The organism is Heliomarina baculiformis, assembly GCF_019966545.1.
Classification (GTDB): Bacteria; Pseudomonadota; Alphaproteobacteria; order Rhodobacterales; family Rhodobacteraceae; genus Heliomarina; species Heliomarina baculiformis.
This window is the reverse complement of sequence record NZ_JAIMIC010000006.1, coordinates 373,345-387,144: the sequence shown is the minus strand read 5'-3', so window position 1 is coordinate 387,144 and position 13,800 is coordinate 373,345. Positions and strand designations below refer to the sequence as shown.

Annotated in this window: 12 protein-coding genes; 6 read left to right on the top strand and 6 right to left on the bottom strand. The window is 62.8% G+C overall.

Features of this window, described 5'->3' with window-relative positions; all coding sequences use genetic code 11:
- Nucleotides 1-17: 17 nt before the first annotated feature.
- Both MF268_RS16150 and deoC read right to left on the bottom strand, forming a co-directional pair.
- Nucleotides 18-2,351 (bottom strand): aldehyde dehydrogenase family protein, encoded by a 2,334-nt coding sequence (locus MF268_RS16150; RefSeq protein ID WP_238371892.1) that lies wholly within the window; start codon nucleotides 2,349-2,351, stop codon nucleotides 18-20.
- Between the two features lie 48 nt (nucleotides 2,352-2,399).
- Nucleotides 2,400-3,389, bottom strand: a complete 990-nt coding sequence (deoC, locus tag MF268_RS16145) for a deoxyribose-phosphate aldolase (protein ID WP_238371891.1) — start codon at nucleotides 3,387-3,389, stop codon at nucleotides 2,400-2,402.
- 130 nt (nucleotides 3,390-3,519) lie between these two features.
- Between deoC and mutL the strand changes: the two genes are divergently transcribed.
- Entirely contained in the window at nucleotides 3,520-5,394 is a 1,875-nt protein-coding gene (mutL, locus tag MF268_RS16140) for a DNA mismatch repair endonuclease MutL (RefSeq protein WP_238371890.1), read from the top strand.
- Nucleotides 5,394-6,626 (top strand): DNA recombination protein RmuC, encoded by a 1,233-nt coding sequence (locus tag MF268_RS16135; RefSeq protein ID WP_238371889.1) that lies wholly within the window; start codon nucleotides 5,394-5,396, stop codon nucleotides 6,624-6,626. Before mutL ends, MF268_RS16135 begins: the two co-directional genes overlap by 1 nt.
- 3 nt (nucleotides 6,627-6,629) lie before the next feature.
- On the opposite strand, the gene MF268_RS16130 is transcribed toward MF268_RS16135, so the two are convergent.
- Nucleotides 6,630-7,295 carry a ChrR family anti-sigma-E factor gene (locus tag MF268_RS16130; RefSeq protein WP_238371888.1) on the bottom strand — a complete coding sequence of 222 codons (666 nt, stop codon included), beginning with the start codon at nucleotides 7,293-7,295 and terminating at the stop codon, nucleotides 6,630-6,632.
- 8 nt (nucleotides 7,296-7,303) lie between these two features.
- Complete coding sequence (locus MF268_RS16125) at nucleotides 7,304-7,816, bottom strand: sigma-70 family RNA polymerase sigma factor (RefSeq protein ID WP_238371927.1); 513 nt, start codon at nucleotides 7,814-7,816, stop codon at nucleotides 7,304-7,306.
- 344 nt (nucleotides 7,817-8,160) lie between these two features.
- Between MF268_RS16125 and MF268_RS16120 the strand changes: the two genes are divergently transcribed.
- From MF268_RS16120 to MF268_RS16105, 4 genes are all read left to right on the top strand, one after another.
- The gene (locus MF268_RS16120; protein ID WP_238371887.1) at nucleotides 8,161-9,459 is read left to right on the top strand and encodes an NAD(P)/FAD-dependent oxidoreductase; all 1,299 of its coding nucleotides are present in this window, start codon (nucleotides 8,161-8,163) and stop codon (nucleotides 9,457-9,459) included.
- A 12-nt stretch (nucleotides 9,460-9,471) separates the two neighbouring features.
- Nucleotides 9,472-10,239 carry a DUF1365 domain-containing protein gene (locus MF268_RS16115; RefSeq protein ID WP_238371886.1) on the top strand — a complete coding sequence of 256 codons (768 nt, stop codon included), beginning with the start codon at nucleotides 9,472-9,474 and terminating at the stop codon, nucleotides 10,237-10,239.
- Complete coding sequence (locus MF268_RS16110) at nucleotides 10,236-11,465, top strand: MFS transporter (protein WP_238371885.1); 1,230 nt, start codon at nucleotides 10,236-10,238, stop codon at nucleotides 11,463-11,465. The genes MF268_RS16115 and MF268_RS16110 overlap by 4 nt, the downstream gene beginning before the upstream one ends.
- Before the next feature lie 70 nt (nucleotides 11,466-11,535).
- Nucleotides 11,536-12,267: an SDR family NAD(P)-dependent oxidoreductase gene (locus MF268_RS16105; protein ID WP_238371884.1), complete on the top strand. Its 732-nt coding sequence runs from the start codon at nucleotides 11,536-11,538 to the stop codon at nucleotides 12,265-12,267.
- A gap of 142 nt (nucleotides 12,268-12,409) precedes the next feature.
- On the opposite strand, the gene MF268_RS16100 is transcribed toward MF268_RS16105, so the two are convergent.
- Nucleotides 12,410-13,024 (bottom strand): glutathione S-transferase family protein, encoded by a 615-nt coding sequence (locus MF268_RS16100; RefSeq protein ID WP_238371883.1) that lies wholly within the window; start codon nucleotides 13,022-13,024, stop codon nucleotides 12,410-12,412.
- 31 nt (nucleotides 13,025-13,055) lie between these two features.
- A complete protein-coding gene (locus MF268_RS16095) occupies nucleotides 13,056-13,709 on the bottom strand; it encodes a histidine phosphatase family protein (protein WP_238371882.1) in 654 nt (217 codons plus the stop codon).
- Nucleotides 13,710-13,800 lie beyond the last annotated feature (91 nt).

The following is a 13,800-nucleotide window of genomic DNA, read 5'->3' as shown; positions in this document are numbered from 1 at the left end:
CGTCAAGGCCCCCGACCTTATTCGCCGTAGGGCACCCAGATATTCTGGATCTCGGTGGATTGCGCCAGCCATTCGGAACTGTCATTCGCGTACCAGTCACGCGCCTTGCCGTCATTCACCCACGTACGCTTGAGATTGCCGGCGCTGGCTTTTTCGATCACCGCCGATAGATCGGATGACGAAAAACTCCAGATCGCGTCAAGATTCAGATGCGCCGCCATCGGGGCCGCCAGATCCTCATGCGCGCCGGTCAGGATATTGACCACGCCGCCCGGCAAGTCCGATGTATCGAGGATCTGGTAGAAATCGGTCGCAGCCAGCGGATAGGGCTCGCTCGCGGTCAGCACCACCCGGTTGCCCATCGCAATCGCCGGGGCCATCACCGAAACAAGGCCCAGCAAGGGTGACTCGTCCGGGCAAAGCGCGCCGATCAGGCCCACCGGTTGCTTCATCGCCAGCGCCACGCCCCGGATCGGCACCCCGTGCACCTGCCCATCATACTTGTCGGCCCATGCCGCATAGGTGAACAGCCGCTCGATCGAGGCCTCGACTTCCTTCTCGCCCTTGCGTCCCGGCATCATCGCATCAATGCGGGCAGCGAATTCCGCTGCACGGGCCGATAGGTTCTCGGCGATGTAATAGAGGATCTGCGCCCGCAGATGGCCCGTGGTTTTCGCCCACCCGGCAGCACCGGCGGCGGCCTCGACCGCGTTGCGCACGTCCTTGCGGCTGCCCTGACCAACATGGCCGAGCAGCTTGCCCGACCGGTTGCGTACCGCCCGGGAATAGCCGGAATCGGGCCGCGCCTGCTTGCCGCCGATATACATCTTGGCGGTTCGGTCCAGTTCCCCGCCCGGCCCGCCTTCACCCTCGAATGGCGTCACATGTTTCAGCGCCGAAACCTTGCTTATGGATTTCGTGTAGGCCGCAAGCCCCTCCCAGCCCCCTTCGCGACCAAAGCCGCTTTCGCGCACGCCGCCGAATCCGGCGGCAGCGTCGAAGAGGTTGGTGGCATTGACCCAGACCACCCCGGCGGCCAGTTTCGGCGCGATGTCCAGCGCAAGGTTGAGGTTTTCGCTCCAGAGTGTCGCGGCCAGACCATAGCGCGTATTATTAGCCAGTTGCACGGCCTCCTCCGGCGTCCGGAAGGTGCAGGAAGCGAGAACCGGGCCGAAAATCTCCTCCTGCATCAGCGGGTCCGACGGGGCCAGCCCGGTGATAAGCGTTGGCGGGTAATAGCACCCGTTCTCAGGCACGTCGCCGGCCTGAAACACCTCGCCAGCCGTATTCGCGGCCACCATGTCGCGCACCCGGTGCAACTGTACCCGATCGACCAGCGCACCCACATCGATGGACTTGTCCAGCGGATCGCCGATGCGCAGCTTTTCCATCCGCGCGCGCAGCTTGGCATGGAACGCCTCGGCCACGCTCTCCTGCACCAGCAGCCGCGACCCCGCACAACAGACCTGCCCCTGATTGAACCAGATCGCATCGACCAGCCCTTCGACTGCGCTGTCGAGATCGGCGTCGTCGAACACGATATAGGGGCTCTTGCCGCCCAGCTCGAGCGTAAGTGCCTTACCCGACCCGGCAGTGACCTCGCGAATACGCCGCCCCACGGCGGTCGAACCGGTAAATGCGATTTTGTCCACGTCCGATCGTACGATCATCTCGCCGACACCGCCATCGCCGGTCACGATATTCACCACACCCTTGGGCAGTCCGGCCTGACGGCAGATGTCGGCAAACAACAGCGCGGTGAGCGAGGTGTATTCGGCCGGTTTTAACACCACCGTATTGCCCATCGCCAGCGCGGGCGCGACCTTCCATGCCAGCATCAAAAGCGGGAAATTCCACGGCACGATCTGCCCGCAGACCCCAAGGGCGGCGCGACCGGGCAGGACTTCTTCCATCAGCTGCGCCATGCCCGCGTGGTAATAGAAATGCCGCTGCACCAGCGGCAGGTCGATATCGCGCGATTCACGGATCGGCTTGCCGTTATCCAGCGTCTCCAGAACCGCGAACAGCCGCGCATGTTTCTGCAACAGCCGCGCCAGCGCATAGAGGTAACGCGCCCGCCCTGAACCACGCATCTTCTCCCATCCCGGCTGCGCCTTGCGCGCCGCTGCCACTGCTGCATCGACGTCGCCTTGCGTGGCCTGGCTGATCGTGGCCAGAACTTCGCCATTGGCCGGGTTGCGGCTTTCGAACCCGGCCCCGGGGGCGGTGAATGCGCCATCGATGAAATGGCCGAACCGGTCGCCCTGATCCACCAGCCAAGCCAATGCCTCGGCGGCGCTTTCCGGCGCGGGGCCATACTCCATACGCTCGAATCTTTCTTTAACGCTCATGGCTTCTTCTCGTCCCAAATACGGAATCTCCGACCTCTGCCGCAGGCGTCAGCCCATCGCATGGCGATACCCGGCGGAATAGGCGCCGCTCACATGGTGCTCAAGCTGCCGCTCGATATCGCCCAAAAGCGAAGACGCGCCAAAGCGGAACAGGTGCGGATCCAGCCAGTCGTCGCCCAGTTCTTCCTTGATCAGCGACAGGTAGACAAGCGCATCCTTTGCCTTGGAGATCCCTCCGGCAGGTTTGTAGCCCACCTTGATGCCTGTGCGTGTCTGGTAATCGCGGATCGCGCGGATCATCACCAGCGACACGGGCAAAGTGGCATTGACGCTTTCCTTGCCGGTCGAGGTCTTGATGAAATCCGTGCCCGCCATCATGCAGACCAGCGAGGCGCGAGCGACATTGCGCAAGGATCCAAGCTCTCCCGTGGCAAGGATCGCTTTCACATGGGCGTCGCCGCAGGCTTCGCGAAAGGCGCGCATCTCGTCATACAGCGCCTGCCAGTCGCCCGAGAGCACGTGGCGGCGCGAAATCACGATGTCGATCTCGGCGGCTCCGGCCTTCACGCTTTCGCCGATTTCGGCGAGCCGCAGGTGAAAGGGCGACAGACCGGCGGGAAACCCGGTGCTGACGGCGGCGACCGGGATGCCGGTCCCGTGCAGCGCCTCGGCGGCGGTTTCCACCATGTCGTGATAGACACAGACCGCGCCCACCGTGATCGGGTCCATGTCCATTGCCTCGAGCAGCGCAGGCGCCACCGGCTGGCGCGCCTTGGCACAAAGCCTGCGCACCCGTTCCGCGGTGTCATCGCCCGCCAGCGTCGTCAGGTCGATACAGGTGATCGCCTTGAGCAGCCAGGCGGCCTGATAGTCCTTCTTGACCGACCGTCGCCCCGGCAGGGTCGCGGCGCGCCGTTCGATGGCCGATGTATTGGCCTGCGCGGCCCGCACCCAGTCCATGTCGAGCGCCATGCCGGGATTGCGCGTTTCGGCGAGTTGCGGCAGATGCGCCGTGCTCTGCATCTCTTTGGTTTGCATCGATGGCTCTCGGCTGGTTTCTTGGGTGAGAGTCGCATGTGCCCGACCCCTTGGCAAGCAGTCGGAGAGGCGGGATTTTGCGCAGGAAGATTCTTTCAGAATCGCGGCATACCATGCTAGGTGTGGTAGTATGCAAAGCACGAACCCCAATATCAGCGAGATTCGCCCGGTCATTCGCCAGCTTGACGAAAGCGCGATCAATCGTATCGCGGCCGGTGAGGTTGTGGAACGCCCCGCCTCTGCCGTCAAGGAACTGGTGGAAAACGCGGTCGACGCGGGGGCGCGGCGCATCACCGTGGATATCGCCGATGGTGGCAAGACGCTGATCCGGGTGACGGATGACGGCTGCGGTATCGCGCCCGAGGATCTGCCGCTGGCGCTGGCGCGGCATGCGACCTCGAAAATTGACGGCTCGGACCTGTTGAATATCCACACCTTCGGCTTCCGGGGAGAGGCGCTGCCTTCGCTGGGGGCGGTCGGGCGGCTGTCGATCACCTCGCGCGCGTCGGGTCACGAGGCAGCGACGATCCGCGTGTCGGGCAGCCGGATGGAGCCGGTGAAACCCGCTGCGCTTCGCGCGGGCACCGTGGTCGAGCTGCGCGACCTGTTCTATGCCACGCCCGCCCGTCTGAAATTCATGCGCACCGACCGGGCCGAGACGCAGGCGATCACCGACGTGATCAAGCGGCTGGCGATGGCCGAACCGGCGATCAGCATCCACCTGAATGAGGTTTCGGACGGCAAGGAGGGGCGCAGCCTGTTCCGCTCGGATGCCGAGACCGGCGATCTTTTCGACGCGTTGCAGGGGCGGCTTGCCGGGGTTCTCGGCCGGGAATTCGCCGAGAACGCTCTGAAAATCGACGCCGAGCGCGAGGGACTGCGGCTGTTCGGCTATGCCGCGCTGCCCACCTATTCGCGCGGCGCGGCGGTGGCGCAGTTCCTCTTCGTCAATGGCCGTCCGGTGCGCGACAAGATGCTCTACGGGGCGCTGCGGGCGGCCTATTTCGATTTCCTCAGCCGCGACCGTCACCCGGCGGCGGCGCTGTTCATCGATTGCGACCCGACACTGGTCGACGTGAACGTGCACCCGGCGAAATCCGAGGTGCGTTTCCGCGATCCCGGTGTGGCGCGGGGGCTGATCGTTTCGGGCCTGCGCCATGCGCTCGCGAATGCGGGGCACCGGGCGTCTTCGACTGTCGCCTCGGCGACGCTGGGCGCGATGCGGCCCGAACCGGCCCCTGCCAGCGGCGGCGCGCGGATCTACCAGATGGATCGGCCCTCGCTTGGCGCGCGCGGGGCGTCCTATGCGGCGCAGGCACCGGCGCCTGCTCCGGCACCTGAACGGGGTTTCGCTGATCTGGGCGAAAGCTACAGCGCTCGGGTGGTCGAGCCTGAACCGGTGCGGACCGAAGAGCCGGTCGAGGCGCGTCCGCTGGGGGCGGCGCGTGGGCAAATGCATGAAAATTACATCATCGCCCAGACCGAAAACGGCATGGTCATTGTCGATCAGCACGCGGCGCATGAACGTCTGGTCTACGAAAAGCTGAAACGGCAGATGGCCGAAAACGGTGTCGCGGCGCAGGCGTTGCTGATCCCCGAGATCGTCGAAATGTCCGAGGGCGATTGCGCGCGGCTGATGGAAATTGCCGAAGACCTCACGCGCATGGGTCTCACCATCGAACCCTTTGGCGGCGGTGCGGTGGCGGTCCGCGAGACTCCGGCGATCCTTGGCGAGGTGAATGCCGAAGCGATGCTGAAAGACATTCTGGATGAGCTCGACGATCTTGGCTCGTCACAGATGGTGCAGGCAAAAATCGAGGCCATCCTGAGCCGCGTTGCCTGCCATGGCTCGATCCGTTCGGGCCGGCGGATGCGCGCCGAAGAGATGAACGCGCTGCTGCGCGAGATGGAGGCGACGCCTCATTCCGGACAGTGCAACCATGGTCGGCCTACTTACGTCGAACTGAAGCTGGCGGATATCGAACGGCTGTTCGGGCGGACCTGATGGAAAGCCTGAATGCGGTGATCGCCACGCTGAAAGAACAGGAGCCTGCCGTGCTGGCGGGCGGGGTCTTCGCGCTGCTGCTGGTGGTGCTTCTGATCTTTGCGATCCGCGCCTCGGGCCGGGCGGCGGCGGCTGTGGTGCCGCTGTCGCGGCAGATGGCCATGCTGGGGCAATCGGTGCAGCAGCTTGGGCAGGGGCAGGACCAGCTGCGCGGCGGTTTGCAGATGGTGTCGGACACGCAGGCCAATGCGCAGACGCAGGTGATCCAGACGATGGAGGCGCGGCTGGCCTCGGTCCAGCAGCAGATGAACGACCGGCTGGCCGAGAACGCGATGCGCTCGGCCCGGTCGCTGGCGGAAATGCAGGAGCGGATGCAGGAAAGCCTGCACGGCAACTCAAAGCGCACGGCGACCTCGCTGACGCAGTTGCAAGAGCGGCTTGCGACCATCGATAAGGCGCAGGACAATATCACCAAGCTGTCGGGCGATGTGCTGAGCCTTCAGGATATCCTGTCGAACAAGCAGACGCGCGGGGCCTTTGGCGAAATTCAATTGAACGACATTGTCTCCAAGGCGTTGCCCGCTGACAGCTATCGGTTGCAGGCAACGCTGTCTAACGGGCGGCGGGCCGATTGCCTGATCCACCTGCCGAATCCGCCGGGACCGATCGTGATCGACAGCAAGTTCCCGCTTGAGGCCTATGAGGCGCTACGACGGGCTGAGAACCCGCAGCAGGTCAAGGAAGCGCAGCAATTGCTGCGGAACACCGTGCGCAACCACATCAAGGCGATATCCGAGCGATACATCCTTGAAGGTGAGACCGCTGACGGGGCGCTGATGTTTCTGCCGTCCGAGGCCGTCTATGCAGAGCTGCACGCGAATTTCGCGGAGCTGGTACGGGAAGGCTTTGCCGCGCGGGTCTGGATCGTGTCACCGACCACCTGCATGGCAACGCTTAACACGATGCGGGCAATCCTCAAGGACGCGCGGATGCGCGAACAGGCAGGCGCGATCCGCCGGGAACTGGGCCTGCTGCACAAGGATGTGGACCGGTTGGGCGAACGGGTCGGCAACCTTGACCGGCATTTCTCGCAGGCGGCCAAGGACGTGTCTGAAATCCGCATCAGCGCCGAAAAAGCCGGTCGCCGGGCGCAACGTCTGGATAATTTCGATTTCGAGGAGGTCGAGCAGGACACGGGCAATATTGTGCCGCTCGGCCAGCTCGACCAGTAGGGTTTAGATCCGCAGGAACGGCTGAAGCATGCGGGGGATAACACCCTTGAATTTCAGAGGCGCGTCGGTGACGGCAAGGCAGATGCAATCCTCGGAAATATCCGCGACCGGCGTATGGGTCACATCCTGATCGGCGGTTTCCACGTCGCCGGGACCGAAACTGTCATATTCGTCCGAAAAGGCGCCCTTGAGCACCATGGTTAGCTCGGTTCCATTGTGGCTGTGGTCCGGCACGGCGGCGCCTGCGGGAATATAGAGCAGCCGCGCTGTGGCCCCTTTGGCGGTGGGCAGGATCGCCTGCTTGACGCCCATCCCGACCGGGCGCCATTTCACAGCGGCCAGATCGCCGCCGACGTAATCCTGCAGCGGCGCGGGAAGAACGTCATCCTTGCGGCGAGCGGCACGGGTTTCCTGCGCCGGGGCAAGGTCGATGGTGGCGAAAATCGCATCGATCGCGTCGGGAGACATGGCGACCTGCGGCACATCCGGCAGGCCGCTGCCTTCGAGGATGGCTCCGCCCACTGCGTCAAAGGATTCAAGTTGCGCCCGGCAGGTGTCGCAGAGCGAGACATGGGTGGCGACCATCAGAGAAAACGCCTCGTTCAGAAGGCCGGCGGAATAGGCGATCAGGAGGTCGTCGCTCAGGTGATGTTTTATCTTGTCTGTCATGGTTTCAATCACTTCATGGCGTGGCGCAAGCGATCCAGCGCCAGACGGATACGGGATTTGATCGTGCCAAGAGGCAGGCCGGTTTCGGCGGCAATCTCGCTATGCGAGAGATCGCCGAAAAAAGCGCGTTCGATCAGTTCTTTCTGTGCGTCAGGCAGATCGGTGATCGCCTGCCGCAGCTTTTCACTTTCCTCTTGAAGGGACAGGACGTCTTCCTGCGTCGGTTCCGCCTCGGGGCCCCATGTGAGCTCCTCCGGTTCCGGACGGCGCTGGCGGCGCAGCATGTCGATCCGGCGGTTCCGTGCGATGGTAAAGATCCAAGTGGCGACGGACGCGCGGGTGGGGTCGAACATATGCGCCTTGCGCCAGAGCGTCGTCATCACATCCTGCGCGCATTCCTCTGCCAGCGTGGCATCGGCACCGGATTTCATGAGAAACGCTTTGACCCTTGGCGCAAAGTGCTGGAACACGCGGGCGAAAGCCGCCCGGTCCTGATGGTCGCGGATGCGGGCGATCAGCATGACCCAGTCCGGCGCTTCGGGGTCGGTCTTTGGCGCAGAACTGGCGTTCTTCCTCTTCAATGCACGGTTTCCCACAGGCAACGGATGCACCACGCGGAAGGCCGGCATCGGGACCGGCACGCGCAGCGCGCTGCTTTCAGAATTATGTTCTCGTACATTCAGCATAGTCCTGTTACGCCGCTTTTGAAGGTTTGGATCACGGCGCAGAGAATTTTTTTTTACCTTCGTGATGAAGGGCAGCGTGGCTTGCAGGTGCCTGATCAACAAAAATTTCTTTCTTTTACATCCAAATTCATCCTGGCGTCGTAAGCCTTATGACGCAGTGCTTTGGAGCAAAACTGAATATGCCGTTTGAGACTGGTGCCGGTGCACCCAAGAGAGTAGCCGTAATCGGTGCAGGAATTTCCGGGATGGGTGCCGCCTATGAGCTGGCCAATTCCCATGCGGTCACGCTTTTCGAGGCCGAGCCCCGTCTGGGCGGACATGCCAGAACCATCATGGCCGGCCGCAACGGCGACCAGCCGGTCGATACCGGGTTCATTGTGTTCAACAAGGTCAACTATCCGCGCCTTGTTTCCCTGTTCGAAGAACTGGAAGTGCCGATCGCCAAAAGCAATATGAGCTTTGGGGTGTCGATCAACGACGGGGCGCTGGAATATGCGCTGACAACGCTTGATACGCTTTACGCGCAGCGCCGCAATTTCCTGAAACCGGCTTTTCAGCGTATGGTGCGCGATATCGTCCGGTTTAATAGCACCGCGCTTGAAGTATCGGAAGATCGCAGCCTGAGCGCTGGCGACCTGCTCGACGTGCTCAAGATGGGTCCGTGGTTCCGCTCCTATTATCTCGAACCCTTCTCGGGTGCGATCTGGTCGACGCCCAAAGACAAGATCCTTGATTTTCCGGCATGGGCGATGATGCGGTTTTTCGACAACCACAACCTGCTGAGCGCCTCCGGCCAGCACCAGTGGTACACGGTTCAGGGCGGCTCGGTCGCCTATGTGTCGCGACTTGAAGACGCAATGCGCCGCAGGGGAGTCGACCTGCGTCCGGGTGCGCCGGTCCAATCCGTGCGCAGGTACCCGACCGGGGTGGAGGTCAAGGCTTGGGGCGGCGAGTGGGAGGTCTTTGACGAGGTGATCTTTGCCACCCATTCGGATGACAGTCTGCGCCTGCTTTCCGATCCGACCCAGCAGGAGGCCGAGATCCTTGGTGCGGTGGCCTATCAGCCGAACGAGATCACCCTGCACGCGGATGACAGCGTCATGCCAAAACGGCGCAAGGTCTGGTCAAGCTGGAACTATAGCGAAAGCGCGCGCTGCCCGTCGGACAATATCGATCTGACCTACTGGATGAACTCGCTTCAGCCGATCCCGAAAGACGATCCGCATTTCGTGACTCTGAATACCCGACGTCCGATCCGCGAGGATCTGATCTATGACAGCGTGACACTGCGCCACCCGGTCTATGATGCGGCCGCTCTGGAAGCTCAGGCAGCTCTTAAAAAGGTGAACGGCTCGAACAATACATGGTTCTGCGGGGCCTGGGTCAAGAACGGGTTCCACGAGGATGGATTGTCGAGCGCGATGGATGTGGTGGCGGGGTTGACCAAGATCAACGCCATGCGCATTGCGGCGGAATAGGAGCGTTCCTTCTTGACTGGCATGGTCGAACATATCGAAGGCCACACCTGGCACGGTCGCAAGGGCGCGATTGAAAACGGATTCCGATACGCGATCGACTACCTGTTGCTGGATGCCGAGGCCGAGGTCTCTGGGCCGGGCCTTTTTTCACGTAAGGGGCGCAACCTGCTGACGCTGAAAGACAGCGATCATGGCGGTGCGCCCGGCGAAGGCACCGGCGCGAAATGGGTGCGGGAGGTTCTGGCGGAATTTCAATTGCCACAGCCCGGGCGCATCCTGCTTTTGGCGCAACCGCGCAGCTTTGGATACGTGTTCAACCCGGTGAGTTTCTGGTTGTGTCATGATGAAAACGACGCGCTGAACATCGTTATCGCTGAGGTCACGAATACCTACGGCGACCGGCATTCCTATATCTGCCACAAGTCCGACCTGTCGCCCATCGTGCATGGCGACACGCTTGAGGCGAGCAAGGCGATGCATGTGTCGCCCTTTCAGCCGGTCGAAGGCGGCTACAAGTTCCAGTTCGACATACGGCCCGAGCGGATCGGCATCCGCATTGATTATGCCCGCGAAGGTGGCGACGGCGGGGTGATCGCGACGTTGACCGGGACGCGGCAGCCGCTTGGAAACCTGTCGATCCTGCGCATGATGCTGCGCCGCCCGCTGGGCGCACGGAGGGTCATGGGGCTGATACACTGGCAGGCGCTGAAACTCTGGTGGAAGGGCGCGAACTTCCGTGACCGGCCGGAGGCGCCGACGCGGGAAGCCTCGCGCGGATGACGCATACAGGGCATCGGCTCTGGGCCTATGCGATCTTTGCGGCCCTTCTCTCGGCAGCGGGTCTGCCGATCTACATCCATGCGCCGAAATTCTACGTGGATGCCTATGGGGTCAGCCTGACGAGCCTTGGGGGAATTTTGTTTCTCCTGCGCATGCTCGACGTGGTGCAGGACCCGATGCTGGGGCAGCTGGCGGGGTGGCTGCGACGCTGGCGCGCGCTCTCGGTCGGGCTGGCCGTCGGGGTTCTGGCGCTGTCGATGTGGGGGCTTTTCGCCGTTGAGCCGCTGTTTGCGCCGTTGATCTGGTTCGCCGTCATGCTGGCGCTGGTGTTTTCGGCTTTCAGCTATCTCACCATCGTTTTCTATGCGCAGGGCGTGACCAAGGCCGGATCGCTCGGCACGCATGGACATTTGCAGACCGCGCGCTGGCGCGAGACCGGCGCCTTGCTTGGGGTCTGCGTTGCGGCCGTGGCGCCGGTGATGCTCGGCTACTGGATGGATGCACCCTTTACCGGTTTCGCTCTGGGCTTTGCCGTTTTGGCGCTGGTGGCGGCACTGGCGATGCGGTCGGAATGGGCAAGCGGTGCGGTGAGCCTGCCGGTTGGCTTTGGACCGGTGATGCGGGATGGGCTGGCGCGACGTCTGCTGGTGGTGGCCTTTCTGAATGCCGCACCGGTGGCGGTCTCCTCGACCCTGTTCCTGTTCTACGTCGAAAGCCGCCTGGGGTCGCCTGATGCGGCTGGGCCGCTTTTGGTGCTGTTTTTTCTTGCGGCGGCGGTTTCGGCACCTGTCTGGGGTCGATTGGCCGAGCGCCATGGGGAAAAGCGCGTTCTGCTGTCGGCCATGGCGCTGGCGGTCGTGGCCTTTCTCTGTGTCCTGCCGCTGGGTACCGGGGACGTGTTGGGCTTTGGCGTCATCTGCGTCGTGACCGGTTTTACACTAGGCGCGGATATGACGCTCTTGCCGGCGCTGTTTGCGCGGCGCATGGCGCGGGTCGCGCCCTCGGGAAGCGAGGGGTTCGGGCTCTGGTCCTTCATGACCAAATTCACGCTGGCCTTTGCCGCCGTGTCGCTGTTGCCGGTGCTGGAGGACAGCGGCTTTCGTCCCGGGGAGGCAAATGGCGAAGAGGTGCTCTGGCTTTTGACCCTTGCCTATGCGGCAGTGCCTTGCGCGTTGAAACTGGTGGCGATGCTTCTGCTGTCGCGCCTTGATCTGAGCCGGGTGTGAAATACCTGAATGAAGGGCGCGGGCATTGCTGCTGCCGCGTCGGAACCCGAGGCAAACCAAGGTAGGAACGATGAAAGACTGGCAAGGCAAACGGTATTGGTTGATCGGGGCAAGCGAAGGGCTGGGGCGGGCGCTCGCGTATCAGCTGAGCCGCGTCGGGGTGTCACTGGTGCTGTCGGCACGTTCAGCTGACCGGCTTGAGGCGCTGGCCGAGGAATTGCCGGGCCGGGCCGAGATCCAGACCATCGATGTGACCGACATGGACAGCGTCACAGCCGCCGTCGATGCCGTGGGCGAGGTCGACGGGGTGGTGTTCCTTGCCGGGGCCTATTGGCCGATGAAGGCGAAAGAATGGGATGTCGACAAGGGCGTGACCATGGCGGATGTGAATTTTACCGGGCTGATGCGGGTGATGGGCGCGGTGGTGCCGGACATGCTGGCGCGGGACGCGGGCCATATCGTCATCACCGGATCGCTGTCGGGCTATCGCGGTCTGCCCGGGTCAATCGGGTATTCGGCGTCCAAGGCCGGGGTAATGTCGCTGGCCGAATGCATGCATGCGGATCTGCGCCGAACCAATGTCGAGGTGCAGCTGGTCAACCCCGGTTTCATCAAAACCCGGCTGACCGACAAAAACGATTTCCACATGCCCTCGCTGATGGAGCCGGAAGATGCGGCGCGGGTCGTGTTCGAGCATATGAATTCGGACGGGTTCAAGAAGGGTTTTCCCAAGGGCATATCCTCGGTCCTGCGGCTGGCGCAGTTCCTGCCGGACGGTATTTATTATCGCTTATTTTCCTGATCGCCGAGCGCGATTTCGACCCGGCAGTGTCTTTGGAAACCTCGGGATGCCTCCGGCGGGAGTATTTCAGGCAAGAGGAAAAAGGACGCCTGAAAAGGGCGGCGCGGTACCGAGACCCGTCGGGGGGCAGATTGGCGAGGTGTCAGATCATGCCGAGCTGACGGGCCTGCTGGACGCTGTCGCGGGTTTCCATCATCGACATGAAACGCGTGAGCGCGGGGAACTGGTCGAGATCGACGCCGTCCTTTGGGAACCAGGAGGCGGCGGTGAAGAGATAGGGATCGGCGAGGCTGAACCTGTCGCCTAGGACGAAAGGCCCGGTCAGGTAATGGGTCTCGATCAGGTCGGCGCAGGCTGACATGTTTTCCTGCACCTTTTCGGCCATGTCCCTGAAAGAGGCGGGTTTGGTGGCCCAGCGCGGGCCGCGCATCTTGTGGGCATGGGCCACGTGCAGTGTCGAGGCGATGTAGTACATCAGCTCGCGCATCCGCGCAGCCTGAAACGGATCGCCGGGGATCAGCTCGGCGCGGGGGTGCAGCGCGGCGATATAGTCGAGGATGGCGCCGGTTTCCGTCAGCACGCCGCGGCTTGTGACCAGCGCGGGGACCCGGCCCTTGGGGTTGATGGCGTGGAAGGCGGGCTTGGTCTGGGCTGCATTGGGGAAATCCACCTCGACTGGTTCGAAATCGATTCCTGCGTCGAACAGGGTGATGGCGACGGCGATGGCGATGGTTCCCTTGGCGTAATGCAGCTGCATGGGCTTCCTCTGGTCGTTACATATGGGGTCGTTACATATGGGTCTGGGCGAAATGTCTCTTTGGGTGGTCGAGATGGGGCACCGCGTTGAACAGCACCGGGCTGAGCTGGTCCCCGATTGGATGCAGACGATGCATCGACGTGTTCATGATCGCAAGGGCCATTCTTGCCATGGCCGGAATGTCGAGCCCCATCATCAGGCGCATGACCATCGCGATCAACCCGCCGGAGGTGACCACCAGCGCCGGTCCGTCGCCCTTGCCGATCTCTTCGATCGCCGAGCGGACCCGGGTTTCGAAATCGGTGAAGGTTTCGGGCGGATCGGTGATTTCACCGTTCTGCCATGCGGTGAAAACACGGGGCATGTGCTGGGCAAAGCCTTCGCGTTCGGCCGGCGGGGCGATGCCGTGCTGTTCTTCAAGAAGGCGCGACAGGGTGAAATATTCCAGCTCGTTCAGGCGCGGGTCCTGGGTGATGTCGTCGCCCAGCCCCATGGAGGTGGCGGTTTCGCGGTGCCGGACCAGGGATCCGCAATAGAGCCTTGGGTGGAACTGGTCGGAATCGCGCAGATGTTCGCCGAGCCATGCGGCCTGCTGATGGCCGAGGGGGCTGAGCCGGTCATAGGAGATTTCGTCGCGGGCCTCGGTATTGGCCTGGCCATGACGGACAAGGGTAATGTGGGACATGTTATTGAGCCTGTATCTTACCGCACTGTCATAGGCCCATGTTGACGGGGTGGAAAGACTTGGCCGTGTGCTGGGAGGCAGGTTTCATCCG

Coding starts and splice junctions, on each gene's coding strand:
- MF268_RS16150 (WP_238371892.1), bottom strand. CDS start 2,351: ATGAGCGTTAAAGAAAGATTCGAGCGTATGGAGTATGGCCCCGCGCCG.
- deoC (WP_238371891.1), bottom strand. CDS start 3,389: ATGCAAACCAAAGAGATGCAGAGCACGGCGCATCTGCCGCAACTCGCC.
- mutL (WP_238371890.1), top strand. CDS start 3,520: ATGCAAAGCACGAACCCCAATATCAGCGAGATTCGCCCGGTCATTCGC.
- MF268_RS16135 (WP_238371889.1), top strand. CDS start 5,394: ATGGAAAGCCTGAATGCGGTGATCGCCACGCTGAAAGAACAGGAGCCT.
- MF268_RS16130 (WP_238371888.1), bottom strand. CDS start 7,295: ATGACAGACAAGATAAAACATCACCTGAGCGACGACCTCCTGATCGCC.
- MF268_RS16125 (WP_238371927.1), bottom strand. CDS start 7,816: ATGCTGATCGCCCGCATCCGCGACCATCAGGACCGGGCGGCTTTCGCC.
- MF268_RS16120 (WP_238371887.1), top strand. CDS start 8,161: ATGCCGTTTGAGACTGGTGCCGGTGCACCCAAGAGAGTAGCCGTAATC.
- MF268_RS16110 (WP_238371885.1), top strand. CDS start 10,236: ATGACGCATACAGGGCATCGGCTCTGGGCCTATGCGATCTTTGCGGCC.
- MF268_RS16105 (WP_238371884.1), top strand. CDS start 11,536: ATGAAAGACTGGCAAGGCAAACGGTATTGGTTGATCGGGGCAAGCGAA.
- MF268_RS16100 (WP_238371883.1), bottom strand. CDS start 13,024: ATGCAGCTGCATTACGCCAAGGGAACCATCGCCATCGCCGTCGCCATC.
- MF268_RS16095 (WP_238371882.1), bottom strand. CDS start 13,709: ATGTCCCACATTACCCTTGTCCGTCATGGCCAGGCCAATACCGAGGCC.